The organism is Hoeflea sp. EC-HK425, from assembly GCF_902498795.1.
In the GTDB taxonomy this organism is placed as follows: domain Bacteria; phylum Pseudomonadota; class Alphaproteobacteria; order Rhizobiales; family Rhizobiaceae; genus Hoeflea; species Hoeflea alexandrii.
The window spans coordinates 1,643,470-1,656,618 of record NZ_LR701572.1 but is presented as its reverse complement, the minus strand read 5'-3'; the positions used below and the strand labels follow the sequence as shown (position 1 = coordinate 1,656,618).

Below are 13,149 nucleotides of genomic sequence, written 5' to 3'. Positions count from 1 at the left end.
GCTTACAACTCGATGTCTATGGTCATTCCGTCATATCCGGGCTCGACGTGATCCGGCGTCTCGTTGAGCACGGTTTCATAGTCAAGCGGCACATGCATGTGGGTCAGGATGGCGCGCTTGGGGCCCAGCTTCTCGATCCACCATAGCGCCTGGTCGATGGAAAGATGGCTCGGGTGCGGCTTGTACTGCAGCGAGTCGATGATCAACACATCGAGATCCTGGAGCTTCTCCACCGTGGCGCGCGGAAAATCGCTGACATCGCAGCAATAGGCGAGGTTGCCGATGCGGAATCCGAGCGACCGGATCGAGCCATGCACCTGATCGAGCGGCTGGACTTCGATCGTTCCGCCCTCGCCCGCAATGCTGATCGGCTCGTTGAGCGAGTTGATCAGCACCGGCTGAGTGATCGGCGGGTACTCGCTGCCCGCCGGCGTTTCGAGGCAATAACCGAAGCCGGCGCGAATGCGGGCCATGGTTTCGGGATCGGCATGGATCGGGATGCGCCTGCGATGTGTGAGCGCAAAGCCGCGCAGGTCGTCAATTCCGTGCACATGGTCTGCATGAGAATGGGTGTAGAGCACCGCATCGATGCTATGCACCTTGTTGGCGATCATCTGTTCACGGAAATCCGGCCCGGTATCGACTACGATGGTCGTCTCGCCGCCATCGGCGCCGAACTGCCGTATCAGGAAGGCCGCGCGGGTGCGCCGGTTTTTCGGGTTGTGCGGATTACAGGCGCCCCAGTCGCCATTGACCCGCGGAACGCCCGGTGAGGAGGCGCAGCCAAGAACCGTGAACTGGCGGCGGACCGGCGCCGTCACAGCCGCGGCATCTTCGAGAAGCAACGGAACGCGTTTTCGGTCGTGATCGCGGCAATCTCGTCGTAGGAGACGCCCTTGACCTCGGCCAGCACTTCCGCCGTGTTGACCACGTAGGATGGCTCGTTGCGCTTGCCGCGCCAGCGCTTGGGCGCCAGATACGGCGCGTCGGTTTCCACCAGCAGCCGGTCCATCGGCACGGTTGAGGCGATCTCGCGAAGCTCGGTCGACTTCGGGAAGGTCAGGATGCCTGAAAAGGAAACATAACCGCCCAGCGCCACGCCGGTGTCGGCCAGCCCCTGGCCCGACGAGAAGCAGTGCAGAATGAAAGGGAAGGCCCCCTTCCCCGTTTCCTCGGTCAGGATCGCCGCCATGTCGTCGTCGGCGCTGCGGCTGTGAATGACAAGCGGCAGCTGTGTGCGCCGCGCCGCCTCGATGTGACGCCTGAGACCGGTCTTCTGGTCCTCGGGTTTCTGCGTGTCGTAGAAATAGTCGAGCCCGGCTTCGCCGATCGCCACGACCTTGGCGTTGGCTTCGGCGAGCTGCACCAGCTCGTCCGCCGTCACGTCAAGTTCTTCATCGGCATTGTTGGGATGGGTGCCCACCGAACAGAAGACACTGGGATAGCGCTCGGTCAGCGCCAGCAGCTTCTCCAGCTTCCGCACCCGTGTGGAGATTGTCACCATCTGCCCGACGCCCGAGGCATGTGCACGGGCAACAAGTTCATCGCGTTCCGCATCGAAATCGGCGAAATCGAGATGGCAATGGGTGTCAACCAACATCCGCCTCAGGCCTCCTGGGGCGCGACATAGCGCGGGAAGACCGGCGTCGGTTTGTCGATCGGCGTTCCGGCTTCCAGGCGGCCGGCTTCGCCGAGCGCCCTGAAATCGCGCTTGTCAGCCGGGATACTGAGCAGATCCAGCAACTTGCCCGCCGATTCTGGCATGAATGGCTGCAACAGGATCGAGATCTGGCGCACGGTTTCCGCCGTGACGTAAAGCACGGTTTCCATCCGCGCCGGATCGGTCTTCTTCAGCGCCCAGGGCTCCTGGCCGGCGAAATAGCGATCGCTGTCGGCGACAACGTCGATGATCGCGGCCAGCGCCTTGTGGATCTGGAAACTGGCCATCTCCGCGCGCGCGCTGTCGATCACCTTGTCGATGGTGTCGAGAAGCGCCTTGTCGTCGTCGGTCAAGGGCCCGCACACCGGCATCTTGCCGTCGCAGTTCTTGTTGATCATCGACAGCGACCGGCTGGCGAGGTTGCCGATGCCGTTGGCGAGATCGGAATTGATCCTTGTGGCAATCGATTCAGGGCTGTAGCTGCCGTCCTGTCCGAACGGCACTTCGCGCATGAAGAAATAGCGCACCTGGTCGAGCCCGTAGGCCTCGATCAGGGCGAAGGGATCGACAACATTGCCGATCGATTTCGACATTTTCTCGCCCTTGACCAGCAGGAAGCCGTGGGCGAACACCTTTGCCGGGAGAGTGAGCCCTGCCGACATCAGAAACGCCGGCCAGTAGACCGCGTGGAACCGGACAATGTCCTTGCCGATCATGTGGATTGCGGGCCAATAGTTCCATTTGTCAGCCGCCTCGTCGGGAAAGCCCGCGGCGGTAATGTAGTTGGTCAGCGCGTCGACCCAGACATACATGACGTGCTTGTCATTGCCCGGCACCGGCACACCCCAGTCGAAGGTCGTGCGAGAGATCGACAGGTCTCTCAGACCGGATTTGACGAAACTCGCCACTTCATTGCGCCGCTCTGTCGGCGCCACGAATTCCGGATTGTTTTCGTAGAGCGCAAGCAATTTGTCGCCATAGGCAGACAGCCTGAAATAGTAGCTTTCCTCTTCCACCCATTCGACCGGCGAACCGAGCGGTTCCCGCCTGACGCCATCTTCGCCAACGGCGGTTTCAGCCTCGTCGAAATAGGCTTCCTGGCGGACCGAGTACCAGCCGCCGTAATTGTCCAGATAGATGTCGCCATTGGCTTCCATCCGCTTCCACAACTCCTGCACCGAGCGCTTGTGGCGCTCTTCGGTGGTGCGGATGAAATCATCATTCGAGCAATTCAGCTTGACCAGCATGTCGCGGAAGACGGCTGAGTTCTTGTCCGCCAGTTCGATCGGCTTGATGCCTTCCTTTTCCGCAGTCTGCTGCATCTTCTGGCCATGCTCGTCGGTGCCTGACAGGAAGAACACGTCCTTTCCGTCAAGCCGCTGGAACCGCGCCAGAACATCGGTGGCGATTGCGGTGTAGGCATGGCCGATATGCGGAACCCCATTGGGATAGAAGATCGGGGTGGTGATGTAGAAACGCTCGGTGCTCATGATAGCCTTCGAATTCTGTATCCGGGTCCGGATCGACACTCGGGACCCCACGCGCCGGTTTCATAAGCGATAAAGCCGCGGGATGCCATGCCCTGTGACTGTTCAAATGCCTCTGCCGAAGCGCCTCATCCGAAAAATATGGAAAACACATGCAGCACGGTCTGCTTGCGATCAAGATTGTAGGCGGCTGCGGTGGCAAAATGTTCTGCGAGCGTCGCTGACATGCGCGCCAGCCGGTCGGCCTCGGCGAGGTCACCTGCGGCGCCGGCCTCCCGCGCCATCTGCTGCACCCGATCGACGGCAAAGCCGGTGAAGAAGTCGTAGGCAACATCCCGGTCCCGTGCCGAAAGCGTCTCGGCCAGCTTGTAGATCGGTTCCCGGTCGTTGAGGTTGCCGCGTTCCAGGATATCGACAAATGCCTCGGCGATATCGACACCGCCATAGTTTCTCAGCAGCAGGGCCCGCGCGACGCTGCCCTCACTGAGCCTGATGATTGCATCGGTCTCGCCGGGGGCGGCCCCCAGATGCGCCAGCGCCCTGTCGAGATCCGGCGGCGACAGCGCCTGCAGCTTCAGCGACAGGCAGCGCGAGCGGATGGTTGGAAGCAGCCGCCCCGGCGTGTGCGACAGAACCAGAAACAGAGACCTTTTCGGCGGTTCTTCGAGGATCTTCAGGATGGCGTTGGCGGCGTTGCGGTTGAGATCGTCGGCCGGATCGATGATCGCCACCCGCCAGTTGCCGGTCCCCGATGTCTGGCCGAAGAACTTGCCGGCCCGCCGCACTTCATCAACGGTGATGACCGATTTGGCCTTGCCGGTCTTCTCGTCCACCGGACGTGCCAGGTGCAGCACATGGTGCGAGGCACCGCTTGAAATCTGCCGGCCGACCGGATCATCAAGATCCGGATCGGCGATTTGATCGGGAGCAACCAGCGGGTCGGGATGGGTCAGCACATGATGGGCAAACCGGTAGGCAAGCGTCGCCTTGCCGATCCCTTCCGCGCCCTCGATCAGGATCGCGTGATGCATCCTGCCCGACCGGTACGCCGTGGCAAGGAATTCCTGTGCGGAATCATGGCCATAGAGCACGGTGTTGCGCTCTGGCGGTATTGCACCCTCCAGAAGACCCGGCTGCTCTCCATTCATGCCTTTCGGTCCTTGGCCGGTTCCCCGGTCCGATTGTCATCGAGAACGGGTTCAACGGCCGCAAGAATGGCGAGCGCCACGGCGTCCTCCGACTGGTTGGCGTCAATCAGCCTGCAGCGGTCCGGCTCGGTCCGGGTCAGATCGATAAAGGCCTCGCGGCGCTTCTCGTGTGTTGACACCTCCTCTTTCTCGAACCGGTCCGGCGCGACATTCTTGCCTTCCCGCGCCTTGGCCCGCCGCAGGCCCGAAGCTGCGGGCAGGTCGAGCACGAGCGTGAGGTCGGGAACCATGCCGTTGATGGCTACGCGTTCGAGGTTCTGGATGAATCTGGGTTCGAGATTACCGGTGACGCCCTGGTAGACCCGGCTTGAATCCATGAATCGGTCACACAACACGATCGTCCCTTCGGCAACCGCGGGACGGATCACTTCCTCGATATGGTCGCTGCGGGCTGCGGCAAACAGCATGGCTTCCATGCGCACGCCGAATTCTTCCGCGGCCCCCGACAAAAGCACGTGCCGCACCGCTTCGGCGCCACGCGACCCGCCCGGCTCACGCGTCACCAGCACATCGTGCCCGCGTCGTCTGAGCACGTTGGCCAGCCGGTGGATCTGCGTCGACTTGCCGACGCCCTCCCCGCCTTCAAATGTAATGAATCGCCCTGTGCTGTTCGTCACGCTTACTTTCCCTGTCGCCGCAGGCAGACAATGCACACGGAACACTTTGCTGAGCTCACCGGTCGGCACCGGTTCACCCCTGTCTAAAGCAATTCAGAGCAGAAATGAACGCTTGGCGAATACGTTACAGCCAGAATTGCGCAAGTTCGATCAGTGCATCGAGCGCCTGGGTGTGCAGCGGCCCCTTGTCCACGGCCTGGGCGGCAAAAAGCGGTGTCTCCTGCGAGAGCGTATCCCCGATATAGACCTTGAGAACCCCTACCTGGGCACCTTCTTGGATCGGTGCGCGCAGCGGCCAGCGGTAGGTGATTCGCGCTGTCAGCCGGTCCGGGTTGGTGATTGGAAGCAGGATGTCGACCGCCCCCGGGGCCTTGACAATCGCACTGTCCGCCCCCCCGTAGACGCTGACCTCGCCGATGGTTTCGTCCTTGGCGAACAAGGTCTTGCGTTCGAAGGCACGGATGCCCCATTCGAGCATCTTGCGAGATTCCTCCGCCCGTTCCCGCTCGGTCGCCAGCCCGCTCATCGCCAGATACAGCCGCCGCCCGTCACGCTTGATCGAGGAGACGATGCCGTAGCCGGACTCCTCGGTAAATCCGGTCTTCAGGCCGTCCACGCCAATGTCGAGGCCCAGAAGTGGGTTACGGTTGCGCTGGCGAATGTTGTTCCAGGTGAACTCCGGCTGGGAGTAATACCGGTAGAATTCGGGATAGGTCGACTGGATGTGCCGCGCCAGCGTGACCAGATCCTTCATGGTCACCTTCGAGACCGGGTCGGGCAAACCGTTCGAATTGCCAAAGACCGATTTGGTCAGACCGATTTCACGCGCCCGTTCCGTCATCAGCCGGGCGAAGTTCTCCTCGGAGCCTGCCATGCCTTCGGCAATGATGATGCAGCCGTCATTGGCCGACTGGACAATGACGCCCTGGATAAGGTCTTCGAGCCGGATCGAGGACTTGAGTTCGGCGAACATGGTTGACGTCCGCGACATGGCGCCGCCGGTCCGCCAGGCGTTTTCGGAAACCTGAAATGTGTCATCGAGTGTCAGCCGACCGCTGCGGATGGCGTTGAACACCACCTCCATCGTCATCAGCTTGGCCAGCGATGCCGGCGGCACCAGTTCGTCTTCATTCTTGGCAAACAGCACCGTGCCGGTATCGGCATCGATCAGGTAGGCCTGTTGGGCACGCGTCTCAAACAATTGCGCCAGCGCAGGCGTTGCCATGCCGCTTGTCAGAAGCGCCAGAACGAAAAACAGGCGGGCAAGCACTGACCGGGTCATAAAACCATCCATCACAGGAGAATACCGATTACCTGGATAACTTTAGCAATCTCGCGGGAACGGATCAATGCTTTGATAAATCTCGGTTTTGCCGTCGCGGACTCTTCGCGGAACGATGTAACGAACCGGCTCGCACGGCGATGCGGCTTCGGTCAGGGCCGGTGGAGGTCTTTTGAAAGCAGGGTCTCGAAGGGACGCCGCGCCACGGTCACACGCCCGCCCCAGAAGGCCATTCCTACGTCATGCATACCTGTCAGGCCATTCGCGGCGATCGGGAGCCCGAAGGATGGCCGGTCGGGAAGCACCGGCCCGATCTCGGGCAGGATAAAACCGGCCGGAATGTCGAGCGGTGAGCCTGCCAGGGTGCTTGCCGGCACCGATTGGTAGGAAGCCACGGAAGCCGTGCCCAATGCTGCCGGGGGGGCGACACTGGAAGCTGCAGAACCAACACCGGGCAGTGCCTGGTCCACAGCATTCATCGCGAGCATCACGCCGCTGGCAATAACGCCGCCCGCAGGCGCGTCGGAGCCGCCGGGCTGATAGCTCGCCATCAGGTAGCGGGTGTCGTCGCCCTCGACCGGCGCTCGGCCGACATACTGGACCCGGACTGCCGCGACGCCCTCGTGCTTCATGTCGAGAAGTTGCGCAGCCTTGTTGGACAGGTCGATGATCCGCCCATGCGCGAACGGGCCCCGGTCATTGACCCTTACAATGACCGAGTTTCCGTTCTTTTTGTTGGTAACCCGCGCATAGCTGGGCAGCGGGAATGTCGGATGCGCCGCGGAAAGATGGAACTGGTCATAGATCTCGCCATTGGCGGTCAGCCGGCCGTGAAAGTTGGGCCCGTACCAGGATGCAAGCCCGGCCTTGTCGTAGTTCGGGTCTTCCTTCGGTGTGTACCACTTGCCGCGTACCCGGTAGGGTTTTCCCACAAATGCGCGTCCTCCCCCCTTTTTCGGGCGCACTTCGGTCGTGACCCGGGGACTTGCGCCGACGCCATATTCGGCGGATGAGAACTTGGTCTTGGTGTTGATGTGAGAACCAGCGGAGCCACTGCCGGATTTGGATGTGGAGCTGCAGCCGGAAAGCCCGATAGATACGAGCGCCACCAGTGCTGCACAGGCCGCGTGGCGCAGCCGTGCTCCGTTTTGATACATCACCGTGTGTCCCACACCGCTACCCGATACTCTGGCGGCCGCCAATATGGCCAGGCAGTTCGTCCCCTGCAAAGCCGTCCCCTTCGATCAATGCGTTTGATAAGCTAATCGAAGGTTTAGATCGCCGGGCAAGATGGCAAAATTGCGATTGCCTGCCCGGAGATGGCCGTCAAAGCGGCGGATATGGTGAATTTTGGGTAAAGCTCAACCCTCGACCCGCGCCCTGCCGCTGCGGCCGTCATCACGAACCCAGTCGAGTGACCGTTCTCCGGTCTTCTTGATTCGGAAGCAGCTTGGCTTGCCGTCATACCAGGTCGGCCACTGCTGACACAGGTTTTCACCCCTCACCCACCATTTGCCGCTCTCTTTGGGAGCAAAGAACTTGCCCAGTCCGAGCGCCGTGCCGTCGCCCGTGACAATGCCCGAGCGCTTGTAGTTCAGCGGGAATTCACCCCCGAAGGGTGTTGCCAGATAAACCCGTTTGCCCGAAACGAATTGCTTGAGTTCGCTGCCCTCGAGCTGTTCCGCCTGGGCCGTAACGGGAACAAGCGATACAGCGACTGCCGAAAGAATGCCGAGAAGTGTGGTCTTACCGCGCATGTTTGATCTCCGTGTGGATGTCGGTCGAAGGTGGTACGCTTCAAATACGCAATTGGTTTCATTCAAGAGAAAAAAATGTTGCCGTCCCGCAGTGCAGAAAGGAACTGTGCCCCCATGAAGACTACCCTCCTGCTGGTTTCAGGTGCACTGGTTTTACTGGCAACCTTTGCGCTGTTCTACCTCTTCAATGCCTATGCCTGCGGAATGAACCCGACCGGTTGCCGCGGGTTTGTGCTGAACTGGGATGACTGGGAAACACTGCGGTTCCTCGCCCCGACCTTCCTTCTAGGAATGGCGCTGTTGATCGCCGGAACCTGGCGCCTGCTGACGCGGCGCCCACCTCTCTGAGCAGCTGATCCGGCAAGAAAACTTGGGTTTTGTCTGCGATTGGGGCGCTGGATGATGTCCTCCGGCCCGCTCGGGCGATAACGGCATCTCGAGCGTCCGAATCCTGCAGGCAGAAAGACCGCAGCCACCGGTTCGGGAACGGTGGTGGCAAAAACTGGCGGTATGGTGGATTGGCGTTGACTGCTGCTCGCTGAAGGCTGTAGAAGCGCGAGCGAAAGATATTGGGTGGCAAGTTGGAAGCAAGCGCTGCAAACCGGGCGTTTGCCACTTCCAGACTGCAAATCAAGTCAATATCCTGGAGGGGTGGCCGAGCGGTTTAAGGCACCGGTCTTGAAAACCGGCGTGCGGGAGACCGTACCGTGGGTTCGAATCCCACCCCCTCCGCCATTTCCTTCTGCGTCTTGCCGCACGCCAACCCAAAACGCGATGGCTACGGCTTCGGTCTTTGTCCTCTCTCCTCCGCCACATACAGCGAAGCCAAGCCGGATGACGCAAGGCCGACCATGTCAGGTCCATGCGCCGCGACTTCAAACCGTGATCGGCCGGTCAGCGCGTGCGCTGTTTGCTGTTCGTGGTCTTTGCAGTTTCACTGCCTTCAGGCGAAAGGCCGTGCCTGGTGCGAACAAGGTAGGTGGGGCGGCGTTTGACCTCGGAATAGATACTCGAGACATATTCTCCAAGAACGCCGATGCCAAGGATCTGGATGCCGCCGAGAAACAGGATGCCCGTCAGCAGCGACGCGTAACCCGGAACATCGACGCCGAACACGAATGTTCTTGCGACGATGAAGCAGGCATAGGCAAGCGACAGCATCGAGATCATCAGGCCGATATATGTCCACATGATCAATGGTACCGCACTGAAGCTGGTGATGCTCTCGATCGCCAGCAGCCAGAGTTTCCAGAAGGAAAAGCTCGATTTCCCCGCCGAGCGTACCGGACGCTTGTAATCGACAAAGACCGGAGTGAAACCGACCCAGGCGAAAATGCCCTTCATGAACCGCCGATTTTCGGGAAGCGCATTCACCGCATCGACGACGCTGCGATCCATCAGCCGGAAATCACCAACATTTTCAGGAAGCTGGATTTTGGCAAGGCTGTTGTGAAGCCGGTAGAACCATCGCGCCGTCGAGCGTTTGGCAAGACTGTCCTCGCTTCGGTCGGTGCGTCGGGCAAGCACCAGTTCGGCACCGTTGAGCCAGAGTTCGACCATGTCGGCAATCAGCGCCGGCGGATCCTGCAGATCAACATCGATCGGCACCACCGCGTCACCTTCCGCCTCGATGAGCGCGGCCGTCAGGGCGGCTTCCTTGCCGAAATTCCGGGTCAGGTCGATAAGGGCCACATCAGTGGTGTCTTGACGCCAGCTCAAGATCCGCTCGACGGTCGAATCCGAGCTTCCATCATTGACAAAGAGTACATCGAGCCGGACGCCGCCTTCAAAACGCCTGGCCAATTCGTCGCGCAGCTCTTCGATCGCGGCGCGAAACGGCCCGATCGCCTCTTCTTCATTGTAAACGGGAACCGCAAGCGTCACACGCTTCATGTCAACCTTCGCCTGTCTGATTAATGGTCCTATTGGGCCTTGACCTTGAGCACCACAACCGTCTGGAATTGACCGCCGGAGTTGGTGTTGTAGCCCGAAACGCGACCGACCGTCTCCAGACGGCCCTCGCCGACCAGGTTTTGAATGGCCTCAACCTGGTTTGCAAGAGCAATGACGATTTTTTCGCCCGGGCTCGAAAGGATCTTGCGCCGGCTTTCTTCATCCGCTGGCAGCAGGTCGATGATTTCATCGTGGGGAAGCCTGACATAGAAAATCAGGCTCGGCTCACGGTAAGTAACGGTATAGACAGGGCTGTGACCTGCGCGCGTGGCGTTGACGATCTCCGCCAGTGGTTTTGATACCTTGAGCGCTGTTTCCGCCTGCGGCACGACCACCCATTGCAAAACGGCCAACACCGGAAACACGCTGGCGAGAGTGAGCCGCGTGGCCGCCTTGATCTCTCCCTTCCACTGCAGCCGGAAGATGACCACGGCGAAGCCGGCGATCAGAACCCCGATAAGTGCCGTTGCACCCCATCCCAGCCCTCCGAGCCCAACCACGCCAAGGCCGATGACGGCCACAGCCAGCGTCAGGGTGAAGACGAGATAGGCCAAGGCCCCGATGCGAAGCCAAACCTGCTTTCCCATTGGACCGGGCTGGACCAGAAAGGCAACCACTGCGAGGGCAAGTACCGGAAACACCGGCGCGACATAATGCGGAAGCTTGGTGGCCGCGAGCGAGAAGATAACGAAGGCCGGAGCAAACCAGCTCAGCAGCACAATCCGATCAACGCGGCTGCCGAGCGCGCCTGAAAAGGCAGCACGCCCGGCAGCAGGAAGATGCATGATCCAGGGCGAGATGCCGATCAGGATGACCGGGATATAGACCGGAAGCGTGGCGATATAGCCCAGCAGTCCGGAGCCGCCATGACCTTCCATCGGTTGCAGGAAGCGGCCGACAATATGGATGCCGACGCCTGCTTCGTAGAGCTCGCCGCCACTCATCATGTTTGCCGGCACCGCCCAGAGCAGAAACAGCCCCAGGCCGCCGATCGAAGAGAGGGCAAACAGCACCATGGTCCCGAAGGCTGGCCTTCGGGTGGTATTGAGCAGCAGCCAGGAAATGGCGACCGCCGGGATCACCACGGCTGGTCCCACCGGTCCCTTTGTCAGCATTGAAAACGCGATGGCAATGCCGAACACAAGGGCCATGGCCTTTGGCCGTGTGCCATCATAGACGACCTCGATATAGGCCCACATGGCCAGGCAGATGAAGGCGATCAGGGTCGCGTCCAACATTGCGGTCGCGCCGAGATAGGCTACCAGCAACGATGAAGGGTAGAGCAGCATGGCCCAGAAACCGGCAGCTGTGCCGAACATCCGCCGGCCGATAAGAAACAGCAGAAAGGCGGTTGCGGCCGTGGCCGGGGCTGAGATGAAACGGGCAGCAAATTCGTTTTCACCGAACACCGCCATGGATCCTGCCATCAGCCAGTAGATCAGCGGTGGCTTGTGGGCGAAGACGTCTCCGTTGAAGTGGGGAACCAGATAGTTGCCGGTTTCGAGCATCTCGACTGCCGTGCGCGCATAAAATGCCTCGTCCCGGTCCCAGAACATTGTTGTCGGCATAAGCGCGGCAAGAGCGACAAGAATGGCCACGGAGACCAGGAGCGCCGAACCGGCTCCCCCGTTGCGGCTGGTGTCAGCTGTGCTCATTCGCCACTCACTTCCCAAAAAACGTCGTCAGACGGATGCAACACTCAATCGGGCCTGTCTAGGCTCTTTCCAGAGGGGCAGAAGCGTTGTGCAGGTCCCCTGTGGAAGGATCGCTGGACGCTGCCGGTTTCCGGATCCCTGAACGCGTCCGAGACGGGTTTGCCCTATTCGAAATGCCGGCGCAACCGAAAAGCGGGCCGAACCCCGATCTGCACACTAGCTCGTGTGTCGAGAAACAGAAGCCCGTGGGCTGCAAACAGCTTTGCCACCACATAGGCCATGGTGGCGCCAAACAGCAGGCCGACGATCACATCGCTGGGGTGATGGGCGCCCACGCCGACCCGGCTGAAACCAACCAGAACCCCGACCACAAGAAACACGTGGCGGAAACGCGGCGCCAGCAGCGACATCACCATGGCCATCGCCCCGATGGTCGTGGAATGCCCGGATGGGAAACTGGCAAAGCTGGCATCGATGGCGAAAGGATGAAAATCGAACAACCCGTGCTCTTCGAACAGCCGTGGCCGCGGGCGGCCGATGACCCGCTTGATCAGGGTGGCCAGCAGTGAGGGCAGACCAACGCCGATGAAGATGTAGCTGAGTGTGACGATCCAGCGGAACATCCGAACCCTGCCGCGCCGTGACAGCAGTTCGGTGTTGATCAGGGCGAAGGCAATCAGCGCCACACCCGTTGGGATCAGGATCCAGTCCGACTTGCCCAGGCGGGTCAGGAGGTTTGAGATCCAGACGACAATCTCGGGGTAGTTGCCCCTGTTGGCAGCAACCGCAGCGTCGAGCCAGACCATCGAGATCAGTCCGCCCAAAACGCACAACAGGACCACTTCCCAAAGCAGAAGTGGCGAGATGACAGGTCCGGGTTTGCGGCGGGCGCGCCGGCGAAAGGCGAGACCGAAATTCGAGCGTACATTGTTGACTGCGCGGGTGTAGATCCTTTTTGTGAACCCTTTCACCTGTGTAAATTTCACGCTGCTCACATCAAGACACTCTTTCAAAGCCGCGCAACCTCGCCTTTCCGGATCGGAGTGTGTGCGGCGATGCGGGGGAATCCATTTCGGCCAATCATCCGGACACGCTTGCCAGACTTCACCGCGCGGGACATTATCCGATATGCCGAATGATGCAAAGACAGTGGACAGCAATCAACCAGTTGCTACTGCAGCTCGGTGGCGCGCATAGTGACGTACCGGCCTTTTACTCGTCGCTGCGTTTTTCAAGTACCCCGAAATCGCTTGATTTATCGCTGATCTCGGCGATCTCCACACCTTCGGACTGAAGTCCGCGGCGCAACAGCTCGCGCACAGCGGAAGCCCGGCTGGGCATGCGCAACTTGAAACGCCAATCGTCAATCGCCGAGAGTTCCTCTGGCGACAGCATGATCTGAAGGCGTTCATTTCTTTCACGGTACATCGCAGGAATTCCGTAAAGCCGGGTTTCGCATCGTGTTAGTAACTGGTGCATCTTACGCAATCGGTGGCAAATTGGCCATAGGTGCACTGTGTACTCCCGATG

Annotated in this window: 13 protein-coding genes and 1 tRNA gene; 2 read left to right on the top strand and 12 right to left on the bottom strand. The window is 60.4% G+C overall.

All coding sequences use genetic code 11. The features are described from left to right. Positions 1 to 2: 2 nt before the first annotated feature. The 8 genes from SPHINGO391_RS10630 to SPHINGO391_RS10595 form a co-directional block, all read right to left on the bottom strand. Entirely contained in the window at positions 3 to 845 is an 843-nt protein-coding gene (locus SPHINGO391_RS10630; protein ID WP_244615164.1) for an MBL fold metallo-hydrolase, read from the bottom strand. Then, the gene (locus SPHINGO391_RS10625) at positions 818 to 1,600 is read right to left on the bottom strand and encodes a TatD family hydrolase (RefSeq protein WP_152008804.1); all 783 of its coding nucleotides are present in this window, start codon (positions 1,598 to 1,600) and stop codon (positions 818 to 820) included. Before SPHINGO391_RS10625 ends, SPHINGO391_RS10630 begins: the two co-directional genes overlap by 28 nt. A gap of 5 nt (positions 1,601 to 1,605) precedes the next feature. Next, positions 1,606 to 3,150 (bottom strand): methionine--tRNA ligase, encoded by a 1,545-nt coding sequence (gene metG / locus SPHINGO391_RS10620; RefSeq protein WP_152008803.1) that lies wholly within the window; start codon positions 3,148 to 3,150, stop codon positions 1,606 to 1,608. Between the two features lie 125 nt (positions 3,151 to 3,275). Beyond that, complete coding sequence (locus SPHINGO391_RS10615) at positions 3,276 to 4,295, bottom strand: DNA polymerase III subunit delta' (protein WP_152008802.1); 1,020 nt, start codon at positions 4,293 to 4,295, stop codon at positions 3,276 to 3,278. Next, positions 4,292 to 4,972: a dTMP kinase gene (gene tmk, locus SPHINGO391_RS10610; RefSeq protein WP_152008801.1), complete on the bottom strand. Its 681-nt coding sequence runs from the start codon at positions 4,970 to 4,972 to the stop codon at positions 4,292 to 4,294. The genes SPHINGO391_RS10615 and tmk overlap by 4 nt, the downstream gene beginning before the upstream one ends. A 124-nt stretch (positions 4,973 to 5,096) precedes the next feature. Beyond that, positions 5,097 to 6,254 carry a D-alanyl-D-alanine carboxypeptidase family protein gene (locus SPHINGO391_RS10605; protein WP_152008800.1) on the bottom strand — a complete coding sequence of 386 codons (1,158 nt, stop codon included), beginning with the start codon at positions 6,252 to 6,254 and terminating at the stop codon, positions 5,097 to 5,099. Between the two features lie 152 nt (positions 6,255 to 6,406). Continuing rightward, positions 6,407 to 7,411, bottom strand: a complete 1,005-nt coding sequence (locus tag SPHINGO391_RS10600; protein ID WP_152008799.1) for a septal ring lytic transglycosylase RlpA family protein — start codon at positions 7,409 to 7,411, stop codon at positions 6,407 to 6,409. Positions 7,412 to 7,615: 204 nt separating this feature from the next. After that, on the bottom strand, positions 7,616 to 8,011 hold the full coding sequence (locus tag SPHINGO391_RS10595; protein WP_152008798.1) for a hypothetical protein: 396 nt from the start codon (positions 8,009 to 8,011) through the stop codon (positions 7,616 to 7,618). A 114-nt stretch (positions 8,012 to 8,125) separates the two neighbouring features. On the opposite strand from SPHINGO391_RS10595, the gene SPHINGO391_RS10590 reads away from it, so the two are divergent. Beyond that, a complete protein-coding gene (locus SPHINGO391_RS10590; RefSeq protein ID WP_152008797.1) occupies positions 8,126 to 8,359 on the top strand; it encodes a hypothetical protein in 234 nt (77 codons plus the stop codon). Between the two features lie 297 nt (positions 8,360 to 8,656). Then, a tRNA-Ser gene (locus tag SPHINGO391_RS10585) sits at positions 8,657 to 8,746 on the top strand. Between the two features lie 159 nt (positions 8,747 to 8,905). Here SPHINGO391_RS10585 and SPHINGO391_RS10580 read toward each other — a convergent pair. From SPHINGO391_RS10580 to SPHINGO391_RS10565, 4 genes are all read right to left on the bottom strand, one after another. After that, the gene (locus SPHINGO391_RS10580) at positions 8,906 to 9,904 is read right to left on the bottom strand and encodes a glycosyltransferase family 2 protein (RefSeq protein ID WP_152008796.1); all 999 of its coding nucleotides are present in this window, start codon (positions 9,902 to 9,904) and stop codon (positions 8,906 to 8,908) included. 29 nt (positions 9,905 to 9,933) lie between these two features. After that, on the bottom strand, positions 9,934 to 11,619 hold the full coding sequence (locus tag SPHINGO391_RS10575; RefSeq protein WP_152008795.1) for a glycosyltransferase family 39 protein: 1,686 nt from the start codon (positions 11,617 to 11,619) through the stop codon (positions 9,934 to 9,936). 164 nt (positions 11,620 to 11,783) lie between these two features. Beyond that, positions 11,784 to 12,605 carry a phosphatase PAP2 family protein gene (locus SPHINGO391_RS10570; protein ID WP_152008794.1) on the bottom strand — a complete coding sequence of 274 codons (822 nt, stop codon included), beginning with the start codon at positions 12,603 to 12,605 and terminating at the stop codon, positions 11,784 to 11,786. A 226-nt stretch (positions 12,606 to 12,831) separates the two neighbouring features. After that, a complete protein-coding gene (locus SPHINGO391_RS10565) occupies positions 12,832 to 13,047 on the bottom strand; it encodes a hypothetical protein (RefSeq protein WP_152008793.1) in 216 nt (71 codons plus the stop codon). Positions 13,048 to 13,149: the final 102 nt, after the last annotated feature.

Excerpts from the sequence above, each read along its gene's own strand:
- SPHINGO391_RS10625 (WP_152008804.1), bottom strand. The coding sequence starts at position 1,600 with ATGTTGGTTGACACCCATTGCCATCTCGATTTCGCCGATTTCGATGCG.
- metG (WP_152008803.1), bottom strand. The coding sequence starts at position 3,150 with ATGAGCACCGAGCGTTTCTACATCACCACCCCGATCTTCTATCCCAAT.
- SPHINGO391_RS10615 (WP_152008802.1), bottom strand. The coding sequence starts at position 4,295 with ATGAATGGAGAGCAGCCGGGTCTTCTGGAGGGTGCAATACCGCCAGAG.
- SPHINGO391_RS10605 (WP_152008800.1), bottom strand. The coding sequence starts at position 6,254 with ATGACCCGGTCAGTGCTTGCCCGCCTGTTTTTCGTTCTGGCGCTTCTG.
- SPHINGO391_RS10600 (WP_152008799.1), bottom strand. The coding sequence starts at position 7,411 with ATGTATCAAAACGGAGCACGGCTGCGCCACGCGGCCTGTGCAGCACTG.
- SPHINGO391_RS10595 (WP_152008798.1), bottom strand. The coding sequence starts at position 8,011 with ATGCGCGGTAAGACCACACTTCTCGGCATTCTTTCGGCAGTCGCTGTA.
- SPHINGO391_RS10590 (WP_152008797.1), top strand. The coding sequence starts at position 8,126 with ATGAAGACTACCCTCCTGCTGGTTTCAGGTGCACTGGTTTTACTGGCA.
- SPHINGO391_RS10580 (WP_152008796.1), bottom strand. The coding sequence starts at position 9,904 with ATGAAGCGTGTGACGCTTGCGGTTCCCGTTTACAATGAAGAAGAGGCG.
- SPHINGO391_RS10575 (WP_152008795.1), bottom strand. The coding sequence starts at position 11,619 with ATGAGCACAGCTGACACCAGCCGCAACGGGGGAGCCGGTTCGGCGCTC.
- SPHINGO391_RS10565 (WP_152008793.1), bottom strand. The coding sequence starts at position 13,047 with ATGTACCGTGAAAGAAATGAACGCCTTCAGATCATGCTGTCGCCAGAG.